The 25329-nt window shown below is 28.1% G+C and carries 24 protein-coding genes; 5 read left to right on the top strand and 19 right to left on the bottom strand.

Annotated elements, in window-relative coordinates; all coding sequences use genetic code 11:
* Nucleotides 1–95: 95 nt before the first annotated feature.
* The 3 genes from deoD to udp form a co-directional block, all read right to left on the bottom strand.
* Nucleotides 96–803 carry a purine-nucleoside phosphorylase gene (gene deoD / locus BLS77_RS00120; RefSeq protein WP_089964651.1) on the bottom strand — a complete coding sequence of 236 codons (708 nt, stop codon included), beginning with the start codon at nucleotides 801–803 and terminating at the stop codon, nucleotides 96–98.
* An 80-nt stretch (nucleotides 804–883) separates the two neighbouring features.
* Nucleotides 884–2074: a phosphopentomutase gene (locus tag BLS77_RS00115; protein WP_089964648.1), complete on the bottom strand. Its 1191-nt coding sequence runs from the start codon at nucleotides 2072–2074 to the stop codon at nucleotides 884–886.
* A 52-nt stretch (nucleotides 2075–2126) separates the two neighbouring features.
* Nucleotides 2127–2909, bottom strand: coding sequence for a uridine phosphorylase (udp, locus tag BLS77_RS00110; RefSeq protein WP_089964646.1), 783 nt, complete (start codon nucleotides 2907–2909; stop codon nucleotides 2127–2129).
* 233 nt (nucleotides 2910–3142) lie between these two features.
* On the opposite strand from udp, the gene BLS77_RS00105 reads away from it, so the two are divergent.
* Nucleotides 3143–3874: a GntR family transcriptional regulator gene (locus BLS77_RS00105; RefSeq protein WP_089964644.1), complete on the top strand. Its 732-nt coding sequence runs from the start codon at nucleotides 3143–3145 to the stop codon at nucleotides 3872–3874.
* A gap of 118 nt (nucleotides 3875–3992) precedes the next feature.
* On the opposite strand, the gene BLS77_RS00100 is transcribed toward BLS77_RS00105, so the two are convergent.
* From BLS77_RS00100 to BLS77_RS00040, 13 genes are all read right to left on the bottom strand, one after another.
* Entirely contained in the window at nucleotides 3993–5336 is a 1344-nt protein-coding gene (locus BLS77_RS00100; RefSeq protein WP_089964642.1) for a GTP pyrophosphokinase, read from the bottom strand.
* A gap of 172 nt (nucleotides 5337–5508) precedes the next feature.
* Nucleotides 5509–6648 (bottom strand): ABC transporter permease, encoded by a 1140-nt coding sequence (locus BLS77_RS00095; protein WP_089964641.1) that lies wholly within the window; start codon nucleotides 6646–6648, stop codon nucleotides 5509–5511.
* The gene (locus BLS77_RS00090; protein ID WP_089964639.1) at nucleotides 6648–7775 is read right to left on the bottom strand and encodes a SagG family ABC transporter permease subunit; all 1128 of its coding nucleotides are present in this window, start codon (nucleotides 7773–7775) and stop codon (nucleotides 6648–6650) included. The genes BLS77_RS00095 and BLS77_RS00090 overlap by 1 nt, the downstream gene beginning before the upstream one ends.
* A gap of 12 nt (nucleotides 7776–7787) precedes the next feature.
* Nucleotides 7788–8723, bottom strand: coding sequence for an ABC transporter ATP-binding protein (locus tag BLS77_RS00085; RefSeq protein WP_089964637.1), 936 nt, complete (start codon nucleotides 8721–8723; stop codon nucleotides 7788–7790).
* A gap of 11 nt (nucleotides 8724–8734) precedes the next feature.
* The gene (locus tag BLS77_RS00080) at nucleotides 8735–9469 is read right to left on the bottom strand and encodes a SagF family protein (RefSeq protein ID WP_089964635.1); all 735 of its coding nucleotides are present in this window, start codon (nucleotides 9467–9469) and stop codon (nucleotides 8735–8737) included.
* Nucleotides 9462–10112, bottom strand: coding sequence for a CPBP family intramembrane glutamic endopeptidase (locus tag BLS77_RS00075; protein ID WP_089964633.1), 651 nt, complete (start codon nucleotides 10110–10112; stop codon nucleotides 9462–9464). Before BLS77_RS00075 ends, BLS77_RS00080 begins: the two co-directional genes overlap by 8 nt.
* Nucleotides 10087–11445 (bottom strand): YcaO-like family protein, encoded by a 1359-nt coding sequence (locus BLS77_RS00070; RefSeq protein WP_242873892.1) that lies wholly within the window; start codon nucleotides 11443–11445, stop codon nucleotides 10087–10089. The genes BLS77_RS00075 and BLS77_RS00070 overlap by 26 nt, the downstream gene beginning before the upstream one ends.
* Before the next feature lie 11 nt (nucleotides 11446–11456).
* Nucleotides 11457–12539: a hypothetical protein gene (locus BLS77_RS00065; RefSeq protein ID WP_089964628.1), complete on the bottom strand. Its 1083-nt coding sequence runs from the start codon at nucleotides 12537–12539 to the stop codon at nucleotides 11457–11459.
* Nucleotide 12540: 1 nt separating this feature from the next.
* Nucleotides 12541–13512 carry a SagB family peptide dehydrogenase gene (locus BLS77_RS00060; RefSeq protein ID WP_089964626.1) on the bottom strand — a complete coding sequence of 324 codons (972 nt, stop codon included), beginning with the start codon at nucleotides 13510–13512 and terminating at the stop codon, nucleotides 12541–12543.
* A 162-nt stretch (nucleotides 13513–13674) separates the two neighbouring features.
* Complete coding sequence (locus BLS77_RS00055; protein ID WP_089964624.1) at nucleotides 13675–13827, bottom strand: streptolysin S family TOMM toxin; 153 nt, start codon at nucleotides 13825–13827, stop codon at nucleotides 13675–13677.
* 64 nt (nucleotides 13828–13891) lie between these two features.
* The gene (locus tag BLS77_RS00050) at nucleotides 13892–14053 is read right to left on the bottom strand and encodes a streptolysin S family TOMM toxin (RefSeq protein ID WP_089964622.1); all 162 of its coding nucleotides are present in this window, start codon (nucleotides 14051–14053) and stop codon (nucleotides 13892–13894) included.
* Between the two features lie 286 nt (nucleotides 14054–14339).
* Nucleotides 14340–14771 carry a DUF2752 domain-containing protein gene (locus BLS77_RS00045; RefSeq protein WP_089964620.1) on the bottom strand — a complete coding sequence of 144 codons (432 nt, stop codon included), beginning with the start codon at nucleotides 14769–14771 and terminating at the stop codon, nucleotides 14340–14342.
* Between the two features lie 61 nt (nucleotides 14772–14832).
* Nucleotides 14833–15225 (bottom strand): DUF4234 domain-containing protein, encoded by a 393-nt coding sequence (locus BLS77_RS00040; RefSeq protein WP_089964618.1) that lies wholly within the window; start codon nucleotides 15223–15225, stop codon nucleotides 14833–14835.
* Between the two features lie 323 nt (nucleotides 15226–15548).
* Here BLS77_RS00040 and BLS77_RS00035 point away from each other — a divergent pair, with 323 nt between their 5' ends.
* Together BLS77_RS00035 and BLS77_RS00030 are read left to right on the top strand one after the other, a co-directional pair.
* Complete coding sequence (locus tag BLS77_RS00035; protein WP_089964617.1) at nucleotides 15549–18086, top strand: sensor domain-containing diguanylate cyclase; 2538 nt, start codon at nucleotides 15549–15551, stop codon at nucleotides 18084–18086.
* 202 nt (nucleotides 18087–18288) lie between these two features.
* Nucleotides 18289–20466: an SPFH domain-containing protein gene (locus BLS77_RS00030; protein WP_089964615.1), complete on the top strand. Its 2178-nt coding sequence runs from the start codon at nucleotides 18289–18291 to the stop codon at nucleotides 20464–20466.
* Between the two features lie 64 nt (nucleotides 20467–20530).
* Here the strand turns inward: BLS77_RS00030 and BLS77_RS00025 are convergent, their stop codons facing one another.
* Together BLS77_RS00025 and BLS77_RS00020 are read right to left on the bottom strand one after the other, a co-directional pair.
* Nucleotides 20531–21274 (bottom strand): fatty acid desaturase CarF family protein, encoded by a 744-nt coding sequence (locus BLS77_RS00025; protein WP_089964613.1) that lies wholly within the window; start codon nucleotides 21272–21274, stop codon nucleotides 20531–20533.
* 58 nt (nucleotides 21275–21332) lie between these two features.
* The gene (locus BLS77_RS00020; RefSeq protein ID WP_089964611.1) at nucleotides 21333–22475 is read right to left on the bottom strand and encodes an alanine dehydrogenase; all 1143 of its coding nucleotides are present in this window, start codon (nucleotides 22473–22475) and stop codon (nucleotides 21333–21335) included.
* Nucleotides 22476–23079: 604 nt separating this feature from the next.
* Here BLS77_RS00020 and BLS77_RS00015 point away from each other — a divergent pair.
* A complete protein-coding gene (locus BLS77_RS00015; RefSeq protein ID WP_089964609.1) occupies nucleotides 23080–23544 on the top strand; it encodes a GreA/GreB family elongation factor in 465 nt (154 codons plus the stop codon).
* A 66-nt stretch (nucleotides 23545–23610) separates the two neighbouring features.
* On the opposite strand, the gene BLS77_RS00010 is transcribed toward BLS77_RS00015, so the two are convergent.
* Nucleotides 23611–24924 carry a VanZ family protein gene (locus BLS77_RS00010; protein ID WP_089964608.1) on the bottom strand — a complete coding sequence of 438 codons (1314 nt, stop codon included), beginning with the start codon at nucleotides 24922–24924 and terminating at the stop codon, nucleotides 23611–23613.
* A gap of 207 nt (nucleotides 24925–25131) precedes the next feature.
* Between BLS77_RS00010 and BLS77_RS00005 the strand changes: the two genes are divergently transcribed.
* Nucleotides 25132–25329 (top strand): HTH domain-containing protein (locus BLS77_RS00005; protein WP_341423375.1); only part of this gene is annotated, 198 nt, incomplete at its 3' end.

Raw genomic sequence — 25329 nt, 5'->3', positions numbered from 1 at the left:
ATAAAGGAGCTTTAAAAAAAGAGTTAGGTATTATATTTTACCTAACTCTTAAAAATATTATTTTCTTATTTAGTTTATTAACAAATAACTAACTCTTATAAACTTATTAATGTTTCTAGTGCTACTTCCATCATACTTTTAAATGTTGTTTGACGTTCCTCTGAAGTAGTTACCTCGCCTGTAACTAAATGATCACTTACTGTTAGTAAAGTTAGCGCATTTACATTATATTTAGCTGCTATAGTATATAATGCTGCTGTTTCCATTTCTACTGCGATACATCCAAATTTAGCCCATGTCTTCCAATCTTCATTATCATCTCCATAGAATGTATCAGATGAAAACACTTGACCTACCTTTGGATCATATCCTTTTGCTACAGCAACATCATAAGCTTTCTTTAATAATGCGAAGTTAGCTGTTGGAGCATAAGTTCTTCCTCCAAATCTTGTTAAATTAATGTTTGAATCTGTTGATGTACACATAGGAATTACTAAGTCCCTAACCTTTACATCCTCAGAATAAGATCCACAAGTACCAACTCTAATTACATTTTTAACTTTATATTCTGCCATTAATTCTGTAGCATATATAGACATAGACGGTATTCCCATTCCTGTTCCTTGTACAGAAACTCTCTTACCTTTGTATGTACCTGTAAATCCGAGCATTCCTCTTACTTCGTTATAACAAACAACATCTTCTAAAAAATTATCTGCAATAAATTTTGCTCTTAATGGATCTCCCGGTAATAAAATATTTTCAGCTATTGCGCCCTCTTGTGCATTAATGTGTAAACTCATAATTCATCCTCCTAAAATCTTTTTTAAATTAACATTAAAATTAATTCATAATGTTACTAGCTCTATAATCATAAACTTTATTAATTTAATTTTTCTAATACTGATTCACCTATAGTATTTTCTGGCATTTTAACTCCAAAGTTTTCAACTACTGTAGCTCCAATTGCAGCAAAACTATTACATATATCTAATACTCCATTGCCTTTCATTGAAGGTGAATATGCTAAAAATGGTACATATTCTCTTGTATGATCTGATCCTTTATAAGTAGGGTCATTTCCATGATCTGCAGTAATAATTAATAAATCATCTTCTCTAAGCTTATTTAATACATTACCTAAACTAACATCAAACATTTCTAATTCTTTAGCATATCCTGCTGGATTTCTTCTATGACCCCATAATGCATCAAAATCAACTAAATTTACAAAGCATAAACCTTCAAAGTTTCTATCCATAATTTCTAATGTTTGTTCCATTCCATGTACTGAGCTCTTTGATCTATTTGATTCTGTAATTCCTTCACCATCAAAAATATCATTGATCTTTCCAACTGAAATAACTTCATAGTTATTGTCTTTTAATTCATTTAATGCAATTCTTCCATATGGTTTTAATGCATAATCATGTCTATTGCTAGTTCTTTTAAATTCGCCCTTTTTATCTCCAAGATATGGTCTTGCAATAACTCTCCCAACTTTCCATTCATCCTTTAAAGTTAACTCTCTTGCTATTTCACAGCATCTATATAATTCCTCTAACCCGAAAGTCTCTTCATGTCCACATATTTGCAGCACAGAATCTGCTGAAGTATATACAATCATGTCTCCAGTTTTCATTTGGTGCTCTGCAAGTTCATCTAGTATTTCTGTACCACTTGAACTTTTATTTCCTACTATTTTATGTCCTGTTCTCTTAGATAACTCATCTAATAATTCTTTAGGGAAACCTGTGTCAGTAAAAGTTTTAAAAGGCTTTGTAATATGTAGCCCCATCATTTCCCAATGACCTGTCATTGTATCTTTTCCTACACTTGCCTCTTTCATTTTCATTTGATATCCTAGAGGTTTTTCTTGTTTCTTTAGATGTTTTACTGGACGTAAATTTGCAATACCCATTTTTTCAAGATTAGGAATTTTGAAATTTTCTACTGAGTCTGCAATATGTCCTAATGTATCAACATTTATATCTCCATATTCCTTTGCATCCTCCATTTCTCCAATTCCTAATGAATCTATTACTATTGTAAAAATTCTTTTATATTTTTTCATATTAATGCTCCTTCTAAATACCTATTTTTAGGTTAAATTTAATCTATCTAAATTATTTATTATTTTCCTTATCTGCTTTAATTAAATTTCTAATACCCTCTACTGCTACTGTTATTGCACTTTCGGTATCGTGTACTTGTATATTTTCTAATCCTGCCTTTTCTCTTTCTTGGTTAGCTATAGCTAAGAATACTGCTCCTACTCTTACCTTTAAATAACTACCTACTATAAATAAGGCTGCCCCTTCCATTTCTGAAGCTAAACATCCACATCTAAACCAAGCTTCCCATTTATTCATTAATTCATATGATACTGGTTTTGTTTCAGGTGAATGTTGACCGTAGAATGAATCCTTTGATTGAACAATCCCTGCATGATAAACTTTATTTAATGTTTTAGATGCTAATACTAAAGAATTTATTACATCTAAGTTAGCTACTGCTGGGAATTCAATTGGAACGTACTCTTTAGTTGTTCCTTCCATTCTAATAGCTCCTGTAGCAACTACCATATCTCCGCCTTTTACATCTAAATCCATTCCACCACAAGTTCCTACTCTAATAAATGTATCTGCTCCACATCTAACTAATTCTTCTAATGCTATGGCAGCTGATGGACCTCCAATTCCTGTTGAAGTAACACTTACCATTTCCCCATCTAAGTATCCTGTATATGTAACATATTCTCTAGAATCTGCCACTAATTTTGCATTATCAAGATACTTTGCTATCTTTTCACATCTTTTTGGGTCCCCTGGCATAATTACATATTTTCCAACTTCCCCTTTTGCAACATTAATATGATATTGTTTTTCTACTCCTTGAGAATAAATCATTTAATACCCCTCCTAAATCTTTATTTATATCACAGGTTCTTTACTTGTCTATTTAGTTGTCTGTTTCTATATACATATATTATCACAAATTAAATGTCCTGTCACCGTTTTCAAAATATATTTTTTAATTATTCATAGTATAATTAACTATATTACACTATAATACTATTATAGTATATAAATTATACTCGAACTTGTATTTAACTTGTCTATTTAACAGAAAGAGGGATATTATGATTAATATTATTGAAAAATCAAAAGAATTAAGATATGTTGCTGTATATAATAAATTATTTAAAATGATAAATGAAGGAACCTTTGCAGGTGATTGTAGATTACCATCTGAGCCTGATTTGGCTAAAGATTTAGGCGTTAGTAGAAGTACTTTGCGCCAGGCATTAGCTTTATTACAAGATGATGGTTTAATAAAAAATATTCATGGAAAAGGTAATTTCATTATTAAATCTCATAAAGACAAAAGTGTAGGTCTTGAAAAGATAGGTAATGTTGTTTATAAATGTTTGCAACATGATGTAGATTCTGTTGAAATTAATTTTCACATTGAGCCTCCAACTGACTATTTTACAAAGGTTTTAGGTAGGATAACAGTTGCAGCAGTTAGCATTGACAGATGGTATAAATCTAATGAAAATGCCATTGCCTATACATATACAATTATACCAATCGAAACTATATCTACTTTTAACCTTGATTTAAATAATAATGATGAGATTCTTCATTTTATAGAAGATGAAATTTATAACAAATGTAGTAGTACATCTATACATATTAAGCTTTCATCTTCTGGTACATTCGCAACTAAAAAATATTCTATTTCCTCCGAATCACAATACTACTTAATTGAGGAAGCTATATATTCAGATAGTAAATATCCAATTGCTTTCAACAAGCATTATTTACCCTTATCAAATACAACAATTAATATTAATTCAATAAGAAAATAAGAAAAAGTCTTTATTTCTAGTAATTACTTAATAGAAATGAAGACATTAATTTCTATATTAGGAAGGTTAAAAAAATAATAGACTATCCTAATTGCTCCATTTTTTTAAAATGTCTTCTCTAAAAATTAAATATAGCTAAAATCTTTATATGTATTACCTTTAAATAAATATCCATCTTGCTTTCCCATTCTCCATATGAGGATATATTTTCATAAATATTATTTACCTCATAATTAATAATAGAATTTATATTTTTTATATTGTTTTCATTAACAAATTCAATTGAATCTATTTCTGTAAATGCTTTAGCAATTACCCTCATAATATCACCCTTTATCATAATTCCTTCTTCATTTCCTAAAGTTGAATTTAGTTTCAAGAACCTACTATTTTCACTAAACCTATCTCTATAAAACTCAATAAAAGCTTCAAAATCCTCGGAATTATTTCCACGTTCAATTTCAAATATTATTCTAAAGAATAAATTCCATTGAAACTCACTATTTATAGATTCTAATATTTTTTTACCAACTATTTCTGAAAATTCATCTTTAAAATTAATATCCCTTTCAAATAAAATTTCTTCATCAAATTTAGTATCAAGTGTATATATTTCATTTAATCTTTCAAGGGTCTTTATCATCTTATTGCCATATTTTCCTTCTTCCCCTCTAAGAAAATATTTTATTATTGTATCGCAAGACTTTTTAAAATCTACAACAAACCCTATATCATTTTTCATTTTCAGAGCATATGCATCATAAATGATTTTTGATAGGAATTTTTCAAAGTTGCTTTTACTTTCTAAATAAACAGCTGATCCTTGCACCTTAAATTGATTATATGTTATAAGTAATTGATTATCTATCATCATTAAATTCTTTTTTATTGATTTCATAATATCTTTTAGATATGAATCCATTAGTAAATACGAATTATTCTTATATATAATTTTATGTTCTATTTCACTCCAAAATATGTTTACTAATGCTTTTATCTGAAGTTCAAATGGAACTTTTATATTATCTTCCTCATAAACTCCATCTATCTTATATATCTTAAATCCATTTTTTTGCTTTTGAGGTTGAATTCCGCTTACTTCAAGGAATATTTTTTCATTGTTTTTATTTTTTAATTTAAAATGCTCTTGTATTACTTTATATATTTCATCTTCATCCTTAATAAATCTACACTCTATCCTTATTCCAATTAAATCCGAACGACTATAAACTAATTCTCTTGGTGATAGCTTCTTATTATAGTAGTTATTTCTTAAAATCTTCTCCTTCAAGCTACTACTCGACTTAACCCTAGTATTTATATTTATATAGCCTTCATGATTTCCTCTTAAAATATCCTCAAAATATCCTTCTATATCCTTGCCAACTCTTTCAAGATATTCCCTCTCATCTTCTAAAGTATTAATTATATCATCTATAAATCCAAACATCTTTAGTGCCATTACGTTCTCCTCTTCCCATTGAAATTTGTTATATTATTATAACATAACAATATAACAATATTTTGTCAGTCTCGTTACTATTGCCTACTAAACCGATGTAATATTTTCCAACTTATCCACAACAATAAACAACCTCCAATCTTATAATTGAAGGTTGTACTTTTAATATTTTCTAAACATAGCTTCCTAATTGTTCATCTTTTTTAATATTTATAACTGATAATAAGAAAAGACCTACCGCAAAAGCTAAAATTATAAGTATATATGGAACTACATCAGTAAATACTTTTCCTGATTGAAGGGAATCCACAGTTTTTATAACCCATGTTTGCGGAAGTATTAGTGCTACTTTCTGCATTATACTTGGCATAAGCTCTATTGGCCAAAAACATCCTGAAAGCATACATGTTGGAACTATTATAGCATTAGATATTTGTCCAACCTGTGCACTAGAACTACTAATAGATGCTATAAACATTCCAAGTGCTACTGAAACTAATGAAAATACTCCTAATGTTATAAATATCATTGCCATACTCATATGGAAATCTAATTTCAAAATCTTTGCTGCTATTAATATTACAACTATCTGAAGTATATTCATTATAAAATTAGCAATAAAATTTCCTAATATATATTTATACATTTTAAGGGGTGATGCCATAAGTCTTTTAAATACTCTATTTGACTTATCTCTAGCAATTGTTCCAGCTGATATAGTTGCTCCTGTAAGCATAAATACTAAAAGGAATGCTATACTTTGCTTTGAAACTCCAAGACTTTGTGTAATATCACTTACCTTTTCATTTTTAATTGATAATTTTTGCTCTTTAAAATCATTATAAACTTTAAAAAACTGTTCTGAGTTACCACTACATGACTTACTTATATCTAAAAGATCAGATATATAATAGTTTATATAGTTTTCTTGCCAAACAGTTACCTCTTGCCCCTTTATAGAAACCATATCAATTTTAGATAAACTTCCATTAATTATGCTCTCTTCAAATCCCTTATCTAAGACTATTACAGAATCAACAGCTTTATTTAATATCTTTGAATCTATATAATCTTTTTCTATATAAAAGACCTTAAAATTTTCTTTATTTATAAGGTATTCAGCAAGATCCTTTGATACCGTGCTCTTATCCTCATCATAAATCCCTATCTTTATATCCTGCTGTGTTGTGGTGTTAAAATATTTACTTATAAATATACTCATTATAGGAAGAAGCATAAAAACTAGTATACTTGATTTTTTCCTAAATATTAATTTCAAAACATTTTTTGTAATATTTAATATATCTCTCATTAAACTTCCCCCCTTCTTCTAAATACCAAAGGTAAAACCATAAAGACTAACGCTACAGCTAAATTAACAAATATAGCCATTGCCACTAAAGAATAGTCTTGTCCATATATTATCTTAAATATGGATTCGTTAGTCCATTTTAAAGGAGATATATTTGATATTGAAATTAATATATTGTTTGGTCCAAATATTTCTAAAGGAATATATGCTCCACCTAAGAAATTCAATAAAATTATTATTAAATTTGAAAATACACTAATTAAGTTTGGGTTATTAAACAATCTAGAAAGCCCCATACCTAATGATATTGCCATAAGTATCTGTGTTAAAAGAATTCCTATTATAGGTAATAAATCACTTCCCCAATTTGCTCTAAACACATATTTTGTGAAAAGAAATAATATACCTACTTGAATAGTTACAATTACAAAGGCACCTATAAGCTTCCCAAAGAATAATGTCCCCCTATTTATAGGACTACATGCTATTCTTGGCATTGTTCTTCTAACTCTTTCTCCTAATATAGTCATAGCCCCTGTTAAAGTTGCGTATAGAATTATCATTGTAAGCATAGTTACTGAATAATAATCTAAAGCTGTAGGCTTCTCTAACTTATCTAAACTTCTAATTTTTATAAAATCTGGTTTAGAATCAACATCTACAAATTGTAATCCTTGTGGATTTTCATTTGCTATACTTGAAAGTGCATTATTTTTTTCTCCATAGATTTCTAAAAGATTTGTAACTAACGCTGCATTGAAAGTTTTTATGTCATTACTATATACGGTTATGTTTTCTGCATTCTCGATATCTAAATAACAATCAAATTTTCCTCTTTTTATATCATTAAGTACACTTTCTTTATCATCATTTTTTATAAAATCCATATTAAGCTCTTCTTTAGAATCATTAAAGAAATTTTCAAGTTTTTTAGTATCGTCTGTTTCTTTTTCTATAGTGTATACAATTTTAGTTTTAGGTACTGCTGTGCTACTTTCTCCAATGACGGATGATAATGCATTTCCTAATATAAATATCATAATTATAGGGAAAAAAATCATCCAAAACATCGCTTTTTTATCTCTAAGGTTTTGTAATATTTCCTTTTTTATTATATTTAAAATCACTTATATCACTCCTTAATCCCTCAATTTTTTCCCAGTAAGATTAAGGAATACAGTTTCTAAATCAATACTTGTTTTTTCTATAGATTTTATAGAAACCTCTGAATCCATAATAACCATAAGTATCTTATCTAAATTATCAATACTTGTGTTAGTACTTATTTCTATAGTATTCCCCATGCAGTCAACCTTATCTACTCCATGTATTTCCTTTAACTTAGATATATCCACATTTTCTATGTTAGATACCTTTAGTATAATTTTATTAAATTCTTTAAACTGCGCCTTTAATTCTTCCTTAGTTCCTTCTGCAACAACCTTCCCATTATCAATTATGGCAATCTTAGTGCATATAGCTTCTACCTCTTCCATATAGTGACTTGTATATATTATAGTAGTGCCAGTTTCATTTAATTTTTTAATTGACTCTAGAATATGATTTCTTGATTGTGGATCAATCCCTACTGTTGGCTCGTCCATTATAACTAGCTTTGGCTCATGTACAAGTGCACAAGCTATATTTAATCGTCTTTTCATACCACCTGAAAATTTTGATGGAAATTGCTTTTTCTTATCTAGTAATCCCACAAATTCTAAAGCTTTCATTGCCTTTTCTTTTAAATCTTTTCCTTTAAGACCATATATAGATCCAAAAAATATGACATTTTCTAAAGCGGTCAAATCTTCATATATAGCAATTTCTTGAGGTACTATTCCTATTTCTCTTTTTATATCATTGGAGTTCTTCTGAGCATTTTTATTTAAAATAAATATCTCACCAGAACTTTTAGATAGAAGCCCACAAATCATGTTTATAATTGTACTTTTTCCTGCTCCATTTGGCCCTAGTAAACCATAAATTTCACCTTGTTTTACTGTAAGATTTATACCATCTACAGCTTTAAAATCCCCGAATTCCTTAGACAGTTCTCTAATTTCTAATATATTCATTACTTTTCCTCCTATCTTTTAAAAACCCAAAAACTAACGGTAACAATAAATAAGCATATAGAATATAGTGCATTTCCTGTAAATCCATAAACTAAGTTTGCAGTAAACAAACTCCAAAATCCATAGGAAAACATAAGCACCTTCAGCTCTAAATCACAAACTAAAAGACTTTTTCCAATGCCATAAATAACTGATACTATAAGGGCTGAAACAACAAAATTTATATCTGTATTGAGTAAAAGTATATTATTAAATATCACACAATACAATATTACTTCAAATATTGCTATTGCACAGGGTCTTATGATCTTTGTATAAAAAGCATATTTTTCACTTTTATCTATCCATTTAACTTTTGTAATACATCCTGTTAAATCTTTTTTAAGTATAAATGATATAAATAAAATTGATGTTATAAAAAACATTTTCATACTTACGAATATCCCAAGTATAAGTGACATTATTGCTTTTAATATATTTTGTCCATCCATAAATACCAAGGTTCTAATATCAACTTTAAAAATTCTTATTATAACTACTAATGAAATAATAGATACAGTGATATATATTATAGCTCTCAAACTGTACATGTATGACTGCTTTGAAATACTTATAACTCTGTTTACACTTAGGTATGTTTGTTTTGCTTTTACACTTTTTATATTTATTCTATTTATAAGATTTAAAAGCACTGTAATCAAAACTATAAAACCTAGCACCGAAATCTTTATCCACCAATTATTCACAACGCTCACCTCTTGCTATAACAAAATAGTTTTGAACACAATGAGTAATTATAGGAATAATAATAGATCCACTTAAAAAATATATAAGCCCATATATGCATCCTGTAACTATTTTTTGAACTATTATTTTACTTCCCATAAACAAATGATTAAACCCATAAACTACAGCAGATATAGCTATAACTATATATAAATTTATACCAAAATCATTTCCTAATATATTAAACCATACACATCTAAATATTAATTCTTCAAATATAGCTATTATAAGTATAAATATCATATGATATTTATCAAGCTTTTTCCCACTTCCCCAAAAAGATAACTTTTTTACATTTTTGCCCTTAGCTTTAATCATTATGAATGCTAATAATATTTCTAATACTATTATTAAAGGCACACAAACTATTGCTATAACATACCAATAAATATTTTCAGGCAAACTTACTTTTAAAATATGGAATTTCATTATTAATATAAAAGTAAACTCTATTATTAATAAATAAGCTAATGCCTTTGTAAAAAACACATCATCTTTTTTCATTTTCATTCCAGGAAAGTTTGAAACAATACCAATTAGTAACACAGGGCTTATAGTAAATAGTATTATAAGTATATTAAGGCATAGGGTGTGGGTATTCATTTATTATACCTCCATGCTCTTTCATTCTTGGATGATCTTTAAACGGGAATTCTGGAATACACATTTCAAGTATTTCTGGTATTAAAACTCTCATTGTATACCATCCTTTATCTCTAAGTTCTGGTGATGTCATGTCCATATAAACGGCATACTCACTTATTTCTGATACTGTTTTTAATAATTCTTTAAGTTGTGAATCAGTATCTAAATTTTCTATTGTTTTTATGTCACTTAAGTTAATTTCTCCATCTATAAATTCTTCTATAAGTTTATTTTTCTCATCAATATGTTTAGGTGCACTATAATATAATACATTTAAATCTAAATCTAAAAATTTCGAATCATTATTCATAACATGCTCTATTAAATCTCTATTATATATAGTATTGAAATATCCACTATGAGCTATTGATATGCCCTCCATAATTGAACGATAAACACCATTTTTCACATCAAAATCACCTTGAACTCCAAATAATAAATAGGGCATTTTATTATCTTTTCTTCTTAAAAACGTACCAAAAGTTGGAACTGAATTATCTGGCAATGTCATTTCAACTGGTATGATTTCATATATAGAATCATCACCTAATCCAATTTCATCAAGTGCTTTTTTTACAGTTTCATCATCTATATTAATTCTTTTGCATTTACGTTTAGTATGCCAAGTTATCATAAATGAATCTATTTGCAAATATTCAACAATTGCATTTACAAGTGCTTTTTTAAGATCAGTATGGGATGCTGTACCCGTACTAAATCCTTGTATATATTGTTTTTCACCCTTTTCTAAATTAACTTGATACCCAACAAATAGCATTATTGCAGGCACCCATATGTTTTCACCTTTATTTACAAGAGAAGGACATTGAAGCCAGCCTACAACATCATCTTCAGTAATTTTTTCCTTTGAAAAATCACTTATGTATGTTGACATTTCCTCTAATTGTTCTTTTGTAAATACATCTATATACTTTAGAGGCATAACTTTTCCTCTTTTACACATATTCTTATATGTATCATATACAACCTTATCTTCAACAAGCTTTGGTGCTACCATAGAAGAATATCTCTCTACGCTCTCTCCTGTATACTTTATTAACGCTTCTTCATAAAAGTTTCCATATCCAATTACATGATATTGTACATCTCCGCTTTGTCTCTCTAGTAATACCTTATGGTATTTAGGCATATTTCCTGTTATACTCTTTAAACTTATACTCTTATCTTGATTTATAAGAGGCATTGCAGTGGCTTTTATTATTCCTGTTTGATTGCCTGAAACCTTATTAAATGTATCTAAAACCTTATTAAAACTTGGATAAAATCTCATAATTTAAGCTCCTATCTTATGCTATCTATTATGTTATCTACTACGGTTCTAGAAGATACATTAAGCTCTTGGAATTTTGCTTTTGATACATTTCCACAGGCAGGACAATACGGAACTCTTAATAAATCTTGTACTTGTATTTCTAATGTTGGAACGTAAATATTTAATACTCTATTTTCAAATTTACTTGTTCCATAATTAGATAATAAGAAAGCTTCTGAAACTACTAAATTAGTACTTGTATTTAAAACTGGTATTATTCCTTTATTCATGTCTTTTGTCTCATTTGAAAATTTAAAATTCTCAAATGCATGATAAGATATATGATCCTCTAATCTAGTTAGTGTTCTTTGTTCGAAACACTCTAAACATCCTGTCTTTGGATAATTAGTGCTAAATGCTGTAATAAATGGTCCATCTATAAATGAGCATATAACTGGTATTTCTCTTTTTATAGCAACTCTATTTACATTTCTAATCATTGTAAGTTCTGGCCTCTTTAGGCATAAAACTATACCTTCATAATCTTTTATAAGCGCTTGTATAGCATTTATATTTTCAATTATATTTATAGCATCTATATTAGTTGTTAAATCTACATCTCTTATAGTATTTATTAAATCTTCTGATGCTATATCCATATTAAGTTCCATTTCTTCAATTAAAAGTTTTGCCATACTATTTGAAAAAGTATTATCAGATATAAATAATAATTTCCTTCCCTTACTATTTACTAAGTCTTCTCTTATAAAGTATTTATAATCACCTAATAAACTCATTGTTATTTCATTGGAAAGCTTCCTTTGTTCCTCATTTATAAGCATTCCAGCTAAAGATAATCCATTTAATATATTTAATATATTATTTTTACTTTCATCTGTTATATCCATATCATGAACACTTTCTTCTGATACTTCCATACCAAGCCTTAATTTTTTTAAGATTTCCCTTAACGAAATCTTAAATTCATCCCTTTCATTTTTCAAATCAAGAACTGCTTCATTATAATTCCAAAGACCTAATTTAAATCTTATTTCGTTTTGTCCATTATCAAAAATTCTAAGACTGTCATTTATACAATAATTTTTTTCCATACTATTCCCCTTCTTTTCCAGCTATAGTCATATGGATTACATGATTTGTTACACCATCTAATTTAAGTTTTTTTTCTAAATATTGTTTTTCATATCCACCAATATCACAACTTCCATATCCAAGTGCTGTTGCTGTTAGCTGTACATTTTGTGCTATTTCTCCCGCTTCAATAAAAGCAAAGGCTGCTCCTGCATCACCATATTTTCTGCTATTAATATACATGTTGTACACATATATAAAAAATACATTCACATTATTTGCAGTTATATTTGAAAATTCAGCAAAATCATACTGATTTATATTTTCATCATTTAAATTAATTGGCTTTATACCATGTGCATAAGGGTAGTATAAATAAAAACCATCTTCTATGTCTTGAACATTTTTTAAATATACATATAGATTAATAGGATATAATCCCCCTGCTGATGGGTTATTTCTAAGCTTTATGTTATCATTACCTGCTATAGCATCCTTAAGCTCTATTGCTCCTGATATTCCCTGTCCATAATAAAGTAAGCTTGCTAAATCCTGCATAGATAATTTATTTTCTGTATAATTTCTAACACTTCTTCTTTGCTCAATGCTTGCACCTAGTGGTGCCTTTATACCTTTAGCTTTTGGAAGTTTTATTACATCTGTTATCTCTTCTTCTAAATTCTTGTTAGCTGCAGTCATAGCTGCATTTTGTTGAAAAAAACTTGAAAGACCTGCTCTAAATCCCAAATTGTTGTTGTTCGTTCTATAATTTAAAAGATATTCTTCTGAATTAAATCTATTTTCCTTTGAATAAAGACTTCCTTTTAAAACTGAATCTGGAGTCTTTAAAACTGTAGTATCTGCATATGCACTCATACTACAGTATTGAGTATTAAATGATATTATTTTCATTTCATAAGGGTACTTATTAACTGGTTTTTTATTTTCTTTTTCTTTTTCTTTTTCTTTGTTTTTATTTTTTCTTTTAAGCATAATTCACCTCTTTTTATCAAACTGTATTGTTATCATATTTAACATTATTAACAATTAATTATTTATATAGTTTTAAGGCCCGCAAGGTATTTATAGTTAACTAACTAGTTTATAAATAACCTTCACGGACCTCTTAACTATATAATTGCTTGTACAATTATATTACTTTCCTGCTGTCACTCCTGATGTAGCAGTTCCATTTACACCAATTGCTACACAACAGCAACAGCTACAACAGCAGCATGCTCCTGGTGCTACAGAAACCTCTTCCATATTGTTACAAGTATTTTGTACATTTTTATTGAATTCTAACATAATGTCATCTCCCTTTTATAAAATATTAATTATAATTACTAAGGCGATAATGCTTGTCCACTTATTAGTTTCCAGGCGTTAAATTAGCTGATGTTGAAGCAGTTCCGTTATTTACACCGATTGCTACACAACAGCAACAGCTACAGCAGCAACATGCTCCTGGTGCTACAGAAACTTCTTCCATGTTGTTACAAGTATTTTGCATGTTTTGGTTGAATTCTAACATATTCTTGTCCCCCTTTTTTTAATATCATAATGATATCTTATAAAATCCAAAATATTATTTTTAGATTTTTATGACTTTATTATACATTATTTTCTTTTTAGTGTAAATGTTTTTTTGGGTTTTTTTATTCTTTTTGTTAATTAAATAATATTTATCATTAATTTTACAATTAATCCATCTGAAGTTGAGTTTTAAAAAAAGTTTCAAACCTTATTTTTAAATACAATTAACTCCAGTAATGAAGCAAAATAATACCCTTAATATTTTAAATAGCACAAAGAAATATTCAAAAGAAACTAAAGTCTTCTGTGATTCTATTTATAAAGTTCAATAATCTCCATATGTATGATGATTTATTGTAATCCATAGGTGATATATAAGGAAATAAATTAACCATTCTAATTATATATACTCCTAATATAAGGGCAGTTATTATAATATAAAAAGTTACTTCAATTTTTTTACTTCTAAACAAAGGCTTCTTTCCATAAATAACAATAATTAAAACAATAGGTATTAACCAAAATAATGGGTGGTAATAAAAGCTTTGTTTAAAATCCAAATTTACAAAATAATAAAAGGCTCTTGTTATGCCACAACTTGGACATGGCACACCAGTTATTTTTTTTATTATGCACTCTCCACCAGTTAAAAAGAAAATCAAGAACATTAATATTATTATTTCATGTTTTTCTAATTTTTTTTTTATAAAATCCATATTATCTCTCCCAAAATATAAGGAGCTACATATGTAGCTCCTTATTTATTAATTTATAAAATTAATTAGCAAATTTTCTATTATACTCTTCAGCTAGCAAGTTTAAATTCTTAATCATTATGTATTTTCCAACCCATGGACCAACACCACATAAAAGGCTACCAAGTATATTCCAAAGTAAAATAGTAGAACCAGTTTCAGGAATATTTATTGAATAGCTAAATCCTTGTTTATTCATTCTATTTGCTTGTTTATATAACCATACATAGTAGTATATTCCACAAGTTATAATACTTAATAGAATTACTATTAGGTAATTCTTGCTTGGCTTGCCTGTCCCCTCACAAATTTTGTTTAAATCTTCTGTGTAGTCATACATAAATATTATACCGTAAATACCAAAGGTAATCGTAGTTAGTAAAATATACCACCAAAAGCTTCTGTTCTTAATCATTTGTTTTCCTCCTAATAAATTATAAATTTCATATTTATTATACAGTTTTTTTCAAATAAAGCAATATTAATTCATATTTCCTCATTTTTATTCATTTTACTTAATTAAACTTTAGTCATGCTTAATCCCTATATTTCATAATAATGCTTTAAATCTTATTTCTAATTTTACTATAAATTTAGAAATTATTGAGCATCATACCTTTATTTAACAACTATTTATTATGCACATTTAGCTTCCTTTCCAGCTCAAAACAGTGTAAACTAAGATTAAAAAATAAAATTTATACACTATTTTGCTGTATATATTTGAGGTGTTTAAAATTGCCAAAAAAATTTAAAGTGTTTTTTTATTTTATTTTCATAACATTTCTTTTAACTATTAATGTTTATGCAACCTCTTTTAAGAAAAACATCCTTATCCTTACTTCATATCATCGTGGTTATGAGTGGAATGATATTATAGAACAAGGATTTCTTTCAATTCTAAAAAATTATGGTGAATATATTAATATTAAGATAGAATACATGGATGCTCTCAATAATAATGATGAAAATTATTATGATAAGTTACTTACTTTGTATAAAGATAAATATAAAAACAGTAAATTTGATATGGTTATATGTAGTGATAATTGGGCGTATGACTTTTTTCAAAAACATAGAGAGGAACTTTTTCCAAGCACACCTTTAATTTTTACTGGACTAAATAACTTTGAAAGTTATAAATCACAAGATAAATTAATTGAAAATTCAACCGGTGTTTTAGAGAGTATTGATATTAAGGGTAACATAGATTTAATACTAACAATGCATCCAAATACTAAAAATATAATTATTATTGATGATACTACTATAACAGGAACTGAACTCTCTACTGATTTAAATAAATTAATTTATGGTAACTATTCTAATGTACATTTTCAAGAAATAAAAAATATCACCTTAGAAGATACCATCAAAAAAATAAATTCAAATGATAAAAATAGTGTTGTCCTTTTCACATCAACTTCAATTAAAACAAATGATGGCTCTACCTTATATCCTGTTGAAATTATACATAATCTAAAAAATAAAACCAGTATTCCGATCTATGGAATTTGGGATATCCTTTTAGGCAATGGTATTATCGGTGGAAAAATAAGTTCTGGATTTGATCAAGGCGTTTATGCTGGTAAAATTGCCGAAAAGATTATAAATGGTGAACTAATAAAAAATATTCCTATAATGAATGATATTGGTTCCAATTATATGTTTGACTATAATGAATTAGTTCGCTTTAAAATAAACAAATCTCAATTACCCAAAAACAGTATAATAATAAATGAACCTAGCTCTATGTATTCAATTACAAAAAAACAATGGACCATACTTCTTTGTTCATTACTTTCTTTTTTTACATTAATAATTATTTTCTTAATTATTAATATTCAAAAGCTAATAAAAACTAAAAAAAAGCTAAAGGAAAGTGAATTAAATCTTCACAATAATTTCAATTTTTTAAGGACTCTTTTAGATACAATAACAACTCCAATATTTTGCAAAGATATTAATGGTAAATACACAGATTGTAATTATGCATTTGAAGAATATGTAGGACTATCAAAAGATCAGATAATTAACAAAACAGTTTATGATATCCACCAATTTGAACTTGCTGAGGTATATCATAAAGCAGATTTAGAATTAATGGACAGAAAGGGCAACCAAAATTATGAAACACAATTAATAGGTATCAACGGGGAAAAACAGGATGTAATTTTTAATAAATCAAGTATATTATCTAATTATGAAGCTATTGGAATCGTAGGCGTTATCATCGATATAACAGAGCTCAAAAAAAATGAACATAAGCTTAATAGATTATTAAAATTTAAGGAAGTAATGATTGAAGTAAACCAATCTATCATTGAACTAACTAACATTAATGAATTATTTGATTTAATACTAAGTAAATGTATTGCACTTATGAAAGGAGCAAAATATGGTAGTGTTTTATTATTAAAAGAAGATATTAACTTAGTAATAGCTAGCTCCATTGGATATGATGATGAAAAAACAAAAGATTTTATTTTACCATTAGAATCTTCATTCCATTATCTTAAAACAAAGGGTAAAATAACTTCTACTATAATAATAGATGATGTATTTAATTTATATAGTAGCAAATATGTTGTTCTTGGTCAAAATGACTGGAAAATTGTATCATGTATTAGTACTCCTATAATAATTAATAATAAATTATTTGGTATGATGAATATTGATAGTGATGAAAAAGATATATTTAATGAAGATGATATAGATATTATGAATTATATGAAATATCAAATAGAAAATACTATAAGCACACATAATTTATATAATGAAATAATGTATTTATCTAAATATGATAAATTAACTAATATCTATAACAGACGATCATTTGAAGAAATTTTCGATAAGGTTTTAAGTGAAGCGCTAAGACACAATAATTCTTTTTTATTAGTTATTTTTGATTTAAACGGATTAAAATTAGTTAATGATACTTATGGTCATTTGCAAGGAGATGAGTTTATTAAAAGCTTTGTTAATAAACTTAAAAGCTCTATAAGTGAAACTGATATTTTAGCCAGATATGGTGGCGATGAGTTCATTGGTGTATTTTCTAATACACCAGTTGATGCCCTATCAGAAAAGTTTGAAGAACTAAATAAGTATTTTATTGATAATCCTATCATTTTAGAAGGAAATAAAGTTACCTATAATTATAGCTATGGAATTGCAACTTTTTTATCTGATGCTGTAAGCTATAGCCAACTTATTAAGATTGCAGATGAAAGGATGTATATTTATAAAGAAAATTTAAAAAGCAAATTAAAATAGTATTTGTTTTTAATTTGTAAAAGGGGTCTCCTTCTAATATAATTATCTTTTTATATAAAGGGTATTGTATAACTCTGTCGAATATATCCAATATAAAGATTTATTACTATAGTTTGTAGATACATAAAAGTTATAAACAACTAATAGTATAAAATAGTAAAGTATAAAATCTTTATACAAATAAAATTTGGGGGTTAAGATTATGGAACCATTGTCAATTTTAATTATAGTAGGAGCAGTATTAGTCGTATTAGTTTTATTACTCTATGGAATAGGGTTTACAAGTATCGGAACCGACGAAGTCGGTATTGTTGAAAAATGGTGGAGTATGGGTGGGTCTGTACCTTCTGATGGTCTTATTGCTCTTAAAGGCGAGGCTGGTTATCAACCACAAGTACTTAGAGCTGGAGTCCATTTTAAGACTCCTTTTAAGTATAAAGTAAAAAAGGTAAGGTTAGTAACCATACCACAAGGTCAAATAGCTTATGTATTTTCAAGATCTGGTGAAAGCCTAGGTGATGGTCAAACTCTAGGAAGAGTTGTATCTTCCAGTAAATCTTTTCAAGATGTGGCTGCCTTTCTAGGTAACGGAGGACAAAAAGGTCCACAAAGACAAATTCTTCGTGAAGGTACTTATGCATTTAATTTAGCTCAATTTATTATAATTACAAGAGATAAAGTACATTCAATATTTACTTCAAAAGATGAATCCGCACAAATAGAAACAATGAGAAGTGATTTAGCTAAAGTGGGTGGATTTAATCCTGTAGTTATAGCAAGTTCAAAAACAGTTGAACAATATGAATCTAGTAACACTATAAGAAGTAAAGATACTATAGGTATTGTTACTATTAATGAAGGCCCTACTCCAGATAATGGTGCTATTATTGCTCCTATAGTTGGAGATGGTATAACTAATGAATTTTATCATAATAATTTCCAGGAACCAGAAAAATTCCTAGCTGCTAACGGTAGAAAAGGTAAGCAAATGCAAGTATTAACAGATGGAGTTTATTTTATAAACAGAATGTTTGCAAACGTTGATATAGTACCAAAAAGTATAATAGATATTGGATATGTTGGCGTAGTTGTAAGCTACTTTGGTGATAAAGGTGAAGATGTATCTGGATCAACTTATTCACATGGAGAGCTAGTTGAACAAGGTAAAAAAGGTATTTGGCGAGATTCTATGATGCCAGGTAAATATGCCTTTAACACATATGCAGGTAAAGTTGTTCCAGTTCCAACTACTAATGTTATATTAAAATGGATTAGCGGTCAAACCGGCGATCATAAATTAGATGATAATTTGAAAGAAATAAGTCTTATAACTAAAGATGCCTTTGAACCAAATTTACCGCTTACAGTGGTATTTAATATTGATTATAGGAAAGCTTCTTCAGTTATCCAAAGATTTGGTGATATTAAAATGCTTATTGAACAATCACTTGATCCTATGATATCTGGTTACTTCAAAAATATTGGTCAAACCAAGACACTTATTGAATTAGTTCAAGATAGAAGTACTATTCAAGACCAAGCCTCAGCGGAAATGAAAGAGAAATTCAAGTTGTATGACTTAGAATTACAAGAAGTATTAATTGGCACACCTGCCGCATCCGCAACAGATAAGAGAATTGAACTTATACTAGCACAATTAAGAGACAGACAAGTTGCTATGGAAGAAATAAAAACTAATGAAGCTAAACAAAAATCAGCTGAAAAACAAAGAGAACTTAATGAGGCAATTGCAAAAAGTTCTGCTCAAACAGCTCTTACACAATCAAGTATCGACATAGAAGTTGCAGATAATAAAGGTAAATCAGAATTAAGACTCGCAGAGCAGCTTGCACTAAAAACACAAAAGCTTGCTGAAGCTGATAAATATAAGAGAACTCAAGAAGCTGATGCTTCAAGGTATACAAAAGAAGCTGAAGCTGCTGCTAATGCAAAAGCTACTGAACTAAATGCAGAAGCTAATGCCAAGCAAGTGCAACTACAAGCTAGTGCAGAAGCCTTTAAACTTGAAACAGTTGGTAAAGCACAAGCATTAAATATTAAATCCGTTGCAGATGCTACTGCAGAACAAGAAACAAAGGTTGGTATTGCAAAAGGTACTGCGGCTAAAGCTTTAGTTGAAGCCTATGGCGGACCAGAATTACAAGTACAACAAAGTGTTATGATAGCCTTTGCAGACGCACTAAAAATAAGTAAATCTCCACTAGTTCCACAAACAATAATTATGGGTGGCACTGATGGAAAAACACCTAATGCAATGGAAGGCATAATGAGCATGGTTTTAGCTAATATGGCTAGTGCTAATGCTTCAGTAGTAACTAAAACAGAAGATACTATAGCTACTAAACAAATAGAAGTTTAAAACAAATAGAAGTTTAAAACAAATAGGGTTCATCATTATTTATTTAATGATGAACCCTTAATTACTAGGCTTGTCCCCTGTTTTTTGTGCCCTTCCCTTTATAATATGCATAATGTTTATCTGTTGTATTTTTATATCCACAATAAAACCTCTTAGCAATTATATTAATTAAGGGATCAGACATACCATTTAAAAATGCATAATTAACATTATCTTCAATATGATGCCTTCCATGATGATGTTTATCAAGTAATAAATGACTTCTCCCCAAAAAAATTACTAATCTTGTATTTGATCCATGGCAAAGATAGTGAGCAACCTCAGCTACCGATGATAATATACTAAAATATAATATGATATATAAAATTATCCTATTAATATTAAATATACTCATTACTATTGAAACAATTATTAAAAACCCCGAAAGCCAAATCTTTGAACCTGATTCATTGAAATAGACCAATAAAAGATTGTTTTTTTTGTAGAGAGGTGTTTTATGATGCAAATGAAAACTTGCTATTAGTGGGCCTGCTACGGATTTGTAATTTTCATTATTATCCATATACATATGTACTAATCCATTTATAAAGTCAGTAAGAAAATACGCTACAATAAATGAAAATACTTGCCACCAAATACCTATATTAATAGGTATAACAACATATGCTATAATAATTTGAAGTGAAATATTCACCGTAGAAATAAATTTTCCAAACAACTTATAAATTCTTTTATCCTCATAAAGCTCCATAGCCGCTATAAATTGTTTTTGTTTTAATTCAGTATTATTCGTCATTTTTAAATCCATTCCTTTGCCTTTATATTATAAACACCTTTTAACTCGCTTTAAAATTGAATAATGTGTATTATATTGTAGTTGCAATTGGAGCTAAATCTATATTATCCAAATCTAATTCTAGAATTTCTTCTGGTGTGCTCCATTTTCTATTTTGAATTATGCTTGTTTCTTCATGAGTAAGTATTCCATTATATGCAGTTAAGCTTCTTCTCAAAAATCCATCTTTTCTACAAGCTTCTCTTACTCCTTTATTTGCAATAGCTCTTATATGAGGTAGTACACTTGCAGCATATGCTATTGAGGTAGTATGAGCCGCGGCTCCTGGTATATTATCTACTCCATAGTGAATTATTCCATCTACTTCATAAACAGGATCTTCATGAGTTGTAGGTCTATATGTTTCAATTGCACCACCTACATCTGCACTTATATCAACTATTACTGAACCTCTTTTCATTAATGAAAGCATTTCTCTAGTTATTAAATTATCTTCTCTATGCTTTGGCCACTTAACACAATTTACTACTAAATCTGTTGTAGGTAAAAGTGCTTTTATATTTGACTGATTAGAAAACATTGTTCTCACATTAGCCGGATATATTTCATGACAGCTTCTCATAGTTGCTATACTTCTAGCCATAACTGTTACCTGTGCTCCAAGTGATGACAATATTTGTATAGCTCCTTTTCCAACTATCCCAGCTCCAAGAACTATAACATTTGCACCGGGTGCCCCTGCTATTCCACTAATTAATTGACCTTTTCCACCATTACTATTTAATAAGTATTGCACGCCCATTAATGCACCTAATTTCCCAGCTACTTCGCAATTAGGTGACCCATATCTATGTGTATCTTCTGCAGTAAACGCTATTACTTTATTTTTTAATAATGCATCTACCTCTTCTCTATTTGAAGCTGGATGTATACATGCAAACAGTATTTGTCCACTTCTTAATAAATGGTATTCTTCTTCAAAAAATTCTTTAACCTTTAATACCATATCACATTTACCATATATCTCTTCTCTATTATCTATAATTTTAGCACCTATTCTTGCATATTCCTCATCATTAAAGCCCGCTATATACCCTGCATTTTTCTGAACTAACACCTCATGTCCATCATTTATTAATTCTTCTGCCTCTACCGGTGTTACTATTACTCTTGATTCTCCACACTTAATTTCTTTTAATACGCCTACTATCATCTTATATGTCCCCCTTAATTTTTATATAGTTTCTTTGCTTAGATATTTTTTAAAAACAACAAATTAATGTTTTAGTCTATTTTTTAAATACCTAATGCTTTTAATAAAAATTTTTAGACATGTCTTTATAAATTATTTGTCATCGTAAGATAATTAACAGACTCAAAATCAAGAATACTAGTCTATTATTTATTTGCAGATTACTTATGTAAATCCTCTATACTTTTACTCAAAAAAAGCCTTAAGTACCGTGACTTAAAGCTTGAAGTATAAATACTTCAATATATATCAAATATACAAATTTATTAAACAATAGCGCGGCACAATTAATTGTGACAACTTAACACCAATCATCTATCTTATCTAAATCTTCTAGTTCATTATATGTTGTATTTCATAATATAGCAAACATAAGTTTTCCTATATTTGAGTCAAGTAAAAAGCTATCAATTCCCTTCTTAATTCCCTTCTTAATTTCCTTCTTAATTTCCTTCTTAATTCTCTTTATCAATATAGTAGAATAAATATAACTAAATACCTTTCATTTTTTTCTATATATTATATAATATATAGGGAAATATATTTTAGGGGAGGCTAAATTTTTATGAATAATGAATTAACAGAAGAAAATATAAAAAAATTAAGAGAAGAATTGGAATATAGATTAACAGTAAAAAGGGCTGAAATATCAAAGGAAAAATTAGTAGCTGCTGCACATGGCGATAGATCAGAAAACGCAGAATATAAAGAAGCTTGCGCAAACTATAGAGAAAATGATAATAGAATTCAATATTTAATGACTATGATTTCAACAGCAACTCTAATAGATGATACGCATTTAAATAAATTAACATTAGGAATTAATAGTAAAGCTAAAATTAAATTTATAGAGGATGACTACGAAACTATTGTTACACTAGTAACTACTATGGATTTAGACCCTCAAAATATGTGTATAAGTATAGAGTCTGATTTAGGAAAAGCATTATCTGGCAAAAAAGCTAGAGCTAAGGTTGAAGTTGATGCTCCCGGAGAAAAATATAATATAGAAATATTAGAAATTTTATAAAAATATATTACTTTTAAATAATAATCCACGATAGAATTCTATCGTGGATTTCATTTAATTTTAATTTTATTCTATCCTTATAATTACTATCTTATCAGCTATTAGTGCTCCATCAACACTTGCTCCCCAAACATCTAACTTGTCGCCCTTTTTCATATCATCTATAGAAGTTGATTTTATAGACCTTACTTCTCCTGCTGAAGTTATAACTTTAATAATATAATTTGTATCATCCTGTACTTTTATTTTCACCTTAATATCTGATGAAACGGAAATAGTAGACTCCCCACTTTCGAAATTATCTATACGGTTAATTATTATTACATCATTTTCATACTCTTTAAAGCAACCTTCTATATCAGACTTTTCTTCTGGAATTTGAATATCATCTTTTGATCTATTGTCTGTAGTCTTCTTATTTCTTTTATCCTCTGTATGAGTTATAGTAGACTCTTCTTGATTTATGATTGGTTTTTGTATAACAATTATTTCTGCTACTATCGTGCCATCTACCTCTTTTCCCCAAATAGATAAAGTAGAATTTTTTTCTATACTACTTACTGGGTCCGTATATTCATTATATTCAGCAGTCATTTTATTTTCTTTACTTTTCATTGTATTTAAATATATCTTTGTATTTTTATTAACTTTTACATTTAATTTTTCCATTAATGAAGTGTCTACATTGCTATCTACAATCATACCATCATACATATTTATAATATTATCATCATAACTAATAAAAGCTCCTATATAATCGGCCCTTGATTCTGGTATAACATCTCCTCCGATTACTTCTTGCTCAAATTTTGTTATTCCAAGCATATTTCCAAATTCATACTTTGCAACAGTAAATCCACTTACTAAAAATAAAACTGTTAGTATTATTGTACCTATATATATTTTTTTATTAGTTACTAATACTTTAGCAACTATTTTATAGCATAAATATCCTATTACTCCACCTAATGTATTTAAAATAATATCATCAATATCAGAACTTCCTATTGCTAATACATATTGTAAAGACTCAAGCACTAAGCTAAATACAAATGCCATACAGGCTACTGGCAATATATTCTTAGCCTTTTTAAATATTAAAGGCAATAAATATCCTAGTGGAATAAATATTATTATGTTACCAAATAAATTAGATATAGCCCATGCCCATCCCATACCGGATGCATTTTCAAAGAAATCCGCCCATAGCTTAAATGGAATTAAATTTAAGCTTGTAAAACTAACTGACTTTTTTGAAAATATATCTATAAATCCATGATATTTAAATACAACTATCTTAAATATTATTGCAATATATGCTACAAAAATACATATAATTATAAATTTTGATATACTCTTATACTTTGACTTCTGCTCCATTCTAATCACTCCCACTTATAATTTGATGTAATACTTTCATTTATTATACCAACGCTGGGTTACCCTTATAAAAAAAACTGCAATAAAGTTTTAAACTGGTACCTATAGAATGGACAGTTAGAAAAAAAGTGCTAAACATTTATTTAACTGACTCTATTTTATAGGGTCTTTTTTTATTGTAAAATATTTTAAAGGAGGATTGTAGTTATGGGAAGAATCTATTTTACAGATGAACAATTGAAAGATTTATCAGTAAATCCATTTGTAAAAAAAGCTAGTAATAAAGCTATTACTTATACAGATGAATTTAAGGAGTATTATGTTTCTGAATATAATACCGGGAAAATGCCATTAGAAATACTACGGAATGCAGGATTTGATGTTAAGGCTTTAGGAAAACAGAGA

It is taken from the genome of Clostridium gasigenes (assembly GCF_900104115.1).
Classification (GTDB): domain Bacteria; phylum Bacillota; class Clostridia; order Clostridiales; family Clostridiaceae; genus Clostridium; species Clostridium gasigenes.
Note: the sequence above shows the minus strand (reverse complement) of the source record. Positions and strands in the feature narration are given on the sequence as shown.

What these genes read in the sequence shown, in the direction of transcription:
- BLS77_RS00045 (WP_089964620.1), bottom strand. Translation starts at nt 14,771, where the DNA reads ATGGATTTTATAAAAAAAAAATTAGAAAAACATGAAATAATAATATTA.
- BLS77_RS00085 (WP_089964637.1), bottom strand. Translation starts at nt 8,723, where the DNA reads ATGAATATATTAGAAATTAGAGAACTGTCTAAGGAATTCGGGGATTTT.
- deoD (WP_089964651.1), bottom strand. Translation starts at nt 803, where the DNA reads ATGAGTTTACACATTAATGCACAAGAGGGCGCAATAGCTGAAAATATT.
- BLS77_RS00075 (WP_089964633.1), bottom strand. Translation starts at nt 10,112, where the DNA reads ATGAATACCCACACCCTATGCCTTAATATACTTATAATACTATTTACT.
- udp (WP_089964646.1), bottom strand. Translation starts at nt 2,909, where the DNA reads ATGATTTATTCTCAAGGAGTAGAAAAACAATATCATATTAATGTTGCA.
- BLS77_RS00030 (WP_089964615.1), top strand. Translation starts at nt 18,289, where the DNA reads ATGGAACCATTGTCAATTTTAATTATAGTAGGAGCAGTATTAGTCGTA.
- BLS77_RS00100 (WP_089964642.1), bottom strand. Translation starts at nt 5,336, where the DNA reads ATGGCACTAAAGATGTTTGGATTTATAGATGATATAATTAATACTTTA.
- BLS77_RS00015 (WP_089964609.1), top strand. Translation starts at nt 23,080, where the DNA reads ATGAATAATGAATTAACAGAAGAAAATATAAAAAAATTAAGAGAAGAA.
- BLS77_RS00040 (WP_089964618.1), bottom strand. Translation starts at nt 15,225, where the DNA reads ATGATTAAGAACAGAAGCTTTTGGTGGTATATTTTACTAACTACGATT.
- BLS77_RS00105 (WP_089964644.1), top strand. Translation starts at nt 3,143, where the DNA reads ATGATTAATATTATTGAAAAATCAAAAGAATTAAGATATGTTGCTGTA.
- BLS77_RS00060 (WP_089964626.1), bottom strand. Translation starts at nt 13,512, where the DNA reads ATGCTTAAAAGAAAAAATAAAAACAAAGAAAAAGAAAAAGAAAAAGAA.
- BLS77_RS00010 (WP_089964608.1), bottom strand. Translation starts at nt 24,924, where the DNA reads ATGGAGCAGAAGTCAAAGTATAAGAGTATATCAAAATTTATAATTATA.
- BLS77_RS00055 (WP_089964624.1), bottom strand. Translation starts at nt 13,827, where the DNA reads ATGTTAGAATTCAATAAAAATGTACAAAATACTTGTAACAATATGGAA.
- BLS77_RS00095 (WP_089964641.1), bottom strand. Translation starts at nt 6,648, where the DNA reads ATGAGAGATATATTAAATATTACAAAAAATGTTTTGAAATTAATATTT.
- BLS77_RS00070 (WP_242873892.1), bottom strand. Translation starts at nt 11,445, where the DNA reads ATGAGATTTTATCCAAGTTTTAATAAGGTTTTAGATACATTTAATAAG.
- BLS77_RS00020 (WP_089964611.1), bottom strand. Translation starts at nt 22,475, where the DNA reads ATGATAGTAGGCGTATTAAAAGAAATTAAGTGTGGAGAATCAAGAGTA.
- BLS77_RS00025 (WP_089964613.1), bottom strand. Translation starts at nt 21,274, where the DNA reads ATGGATTTAAAAATGACGAATAATACTGAATTAAAACAAAAACAATTT.
- BLS77_RS00115 (WP_089964648.1), bottom strand. Translation starts at nt 2,074, where the DNA reads ATGAAAAAATATAAAAGAATTTTTACAATAGTAATAGATTCATTAGGA.
- BLS77_RS00065 (WP_089964628.1), bottom strand. Translation starts at nt 12,539, where the DNA reads ATGGAAAAAAATTATTGTATAAATGACAGTCTTAGAATTTTTGATAAT.
- BLS77_RS00050 (WP_089964622.1), bottom strand. Translation starts at nt 14,053, where the DNA reads ATGTTAGAATTCAACCAAAACATGCAAAATACTTGTAACAACATGGAA.